2 protein-coding genes are annotated in these 3,203 nt (G+C 31.9%); both read right to left on the bottom strand.

Features of this window, described 5'->3' with window-relative positions:
* Positions 1-475: 475 nt before the first annotated feature.
* Complete coding sequence (locus F6K40_RS39475; RefSeq protein ID WP_293145552.1) at positions 476-1,192, bottom strand: leucine-rich repeat domain-containing protein; 717 nt, start codon at positions 1,190-1,192, stop codon at positions 476-478.
* 179 nt (positions 1,193-1,371) lie between these two features.
* Positions 1,372-2,973 carry a glycosyltransferase family 39 protein gene (locus F6K40_RS39470; RefSeq protein ID WP_293145549.1) on the bottom strand — a complete coding sequence of 534 codons (1,602 nt, stop codon included), beginning with the start codon at positions 2,971-2,973 and terminating at the stop codon, positions 1,372-1,374.
* Between the last annotated feature and the right edge of the window lie 230 nt (positions 2,974-3,203).

The raw sequence follows: 3,203 nt of genomic DNA, 5'->3' as shown, positions 1-3,203 counted from the left end.
CGGTAAGTTCATCTGACATTTCCTCTGTAACTTCTACTTTTCCTAACTCCATAATTCAGAATTATCAAGGTGGGAATTATTCCGAAAATTCTACAAATTATGGCTAAGGTTAGGGCACACACGGATTTTGCCACGGATACACGGATGGATTTGTTCATTAATGGATAATGGATAATGGATAATTACCTCTCCCTTTTAGGGAGAGGATTGACTAAAAGGAAAAAATTTATTTTTTTCCCCTTTCAAGGAGAGGCTTCAAACCTGAATTATCTAATTGTTTAATTGTTTAATTGTTTCGGTAAAGACAGAAAAGGAGAATAATCCTAAGAAAGAAAGGCAGAAATCACCTATACAGGCGAGATAATTGGATAGGGAAAATTACTGCCATAGCATTTTAACCAGCCATGAGGTTACTGATTTTTATCAGATTCTATTTCTCCTTGTGGAGCTGGAAATATGTCTTGAATTTTATCTATCAATTTAGGAAACCCAGATGGAAATAACTTGGGATAAATAATAAGCAAACAAAAGCCAATAATAACATTGATTCCGGCAGACTTGTTAATTGATTAAATTTTAAATCAAGCTCAGTTAAATTGGAAAGTTTGCTGATTGATTCCGGCATACTTGTTAATTGATTATTACTTAAGTTTAATACTTCTAGCTGCTCTAACTCCGAAATATAACCAAAAATTTCAGCTAATTTTGCACTATTTCTACTCAAATAACAACTACTTAAATCTAATTTATTAAGGTTTTTATCTTTAGCTTCTTGTATTATTTCTTGTGGCTGTAAATACTTTCTAATTCTTTCTATTCCTTGTTTGGCAATCTCTATTAGCGGAATTTCAAGGGGATTATCAGTTAAATCAAGCTTAGTTAAATTGGAAAGTTTGCTGATTGATTCTGGCATACTTGTTAATTGATTAAATTTTAAATCAAGCTCAGTTAAATTAGAAAGTTTGCTGATTGATTCCGGCATACTTGTTAATTGATTATTACTTAAGTTTAATACTTCTAGCTGCTCTAACTCCGAAATATAACCAAAAACTTCAACTAATTTTGCACTATGTCTACTAAAATAACAACTACTTAAATCTAATTGCTTAAGCTTTTTATCTTTAGCTTCTTGTATTCTTTCTTGAAAATACTTTGGTATATAGTTATGCCGATTTGTTTCACGAGAATTCATAGCTCAATAAAATAATTTTTACCATCATTTTACTGAATGGTTTCGATACTTGCCCAAAAATTTATCTTTATTTATCAATATTTTCAGTAAGCGTAGGTTGGGTTTCATTCCTTAACCCAACTCTAAGATTATTAATCTGTTGGGTTTCGCTGTCGCTCTACCCAACCTACTTTACTAAATTATTTTTTGCTCTTAGTTAAAATCCAAAGCTCTCCAAAATCGTGAACTAATTCCAGTTGAGCATTTTCTTGTGTTTCTAATCCTGAAATTAAACTCCATTCAGGACGAAATACAAATATATCGGTAAAACCTTCTGGAATTTTTGGAACTTCCGGTTCTTCAACGAATAAAACTTTTACATCTGGTCTCAACATATATCCTATAACAGCTAATCTTGCAGAATGATTACTAATAACAAGTGGCTGACTTGTTTGATTAATTATTCTGGCAACTTGAGCATCATAATAACTACTATATTTATGCCACCAAGTCTCAGCTTGAGAACTAATTCCACAAGATATGATGCCTAAAGAAATCAGAGTCACAGTTACTATTTGCCAAAATTTATGTTTGATTTTATTTGTCAAGTCAGTCAGTTTTGTTCCTAATAAATAAGCTACAGATAATTGAATGCCTAAATAAGCAGGAATTGAATAACGAGGAATAGTAGAACGTTGTCCGCCAGATATTAAGTCGGGAATTATTAAACTTATGGGGGTGACTGCCATTAAAGTTAAGATAAAAATAGTTATCTGTCGGGGTGCGTTTTTTAGGAGGAAATAAATGGAGTAGATGACTAATAGTAAAATCAATCCCAAGATGTACGGCCAGATAGTATTTAGTTGTAATAAAGCATCATTATCAAAAACCAGTGTCTTAACATCAAACAATCTTTCAGATGAACCAATCTGAATATCAAAAAATGTAAAACCTAGATTGATAAACCATCTTTTGAACAAGTTGGATAAAGGTAAATCTTTGGAAACCCAATTAATGCCGTCAAAATGATTAATTATCAAGATTAGCCAAGGTAAAAATCCTAAAAATCCGTAGAAAGATGCTAGTAAATAAGCTTTGAATTTTTGGGTTAGTTTGAATTTTTCAATTAGGATTACATATAATCCATGACCAAAAGCTACTAATACAGAAAACAGATTAGTATATAGAGCAAAGATGAGACTTGCTATATAAATTTGCCAGGTACGTTTTGTGTTAATTCGCATTGATCGGAGTAAGGCAATACTTGATAATAAAATGGCGACTGAAAAAATACTATAAGCTCGCGCTTCTTGAGCATATAATACTAAAATTGGAGAAATTGCTGTGAGAGAAATTGCTATCCATCCGACTAATGATTTGCCAAATAATTCTCGACATAGCCAATAAATACAAGGAAAAATTAGTAGACTCGTTATGGCTGAGAAATTTCTAATTACGGTTACAGAGTTACCGAATAATTTTACCCACCACCTCAAAATTACAAAATAAATTGGTAAATGTTCGGGATTATCTCTTGCTAGAGAACCGATAACTTTAATTGTGTTTTTCTCAGGATTAATATTTTGATATTGCTGTAATTTTTCTACACTAATAGTTCCTGCATTTAAGATTAAGTCTTTAAATTCCCCCCTGGTGTAACTGGCAATTCTTAAGGATGTAATTGTTTCATCGTACCAGTAAACTTTACGGTCAATATTGATGAATCTGAAATATATTCCTAGAATTAGGATAATGGCGATAAATATTTTTAACCAAGTAAAATAAGATTTTTTTTGCAGCATTTTTAAATTGATTTTAAGAAGGAAGACATGGCACGGCAAGACACAGATTTTGCCACGGATACACGAATTTATCTGAATAACTTGAGAAACACTACGGCAAGACATAGATTTTGCCACGGATACACGGATAATTGGAATTAGGCAAAAGGGAAATCGTTTGTCATATACTTTGGAAAATTAACGTCTATATTCACAGCTCAAATTTGTCTAAACATTCAGCTAGCTTGCAG

The organism is Okeania sp. SIO3I5, assembly GCF_010672085.1.
Classification (GTDB): Bacteria; Cyanobacteriota; Cyanobacteriia; order Cyanobacteriales; family Microcoleaceae; genus Trichodesmium.
The sequence above is the reverse complement of the archived record's forward strand: the minus strand, read 5'-3'. Positions and strand labels throughout refer to the sequence as shown.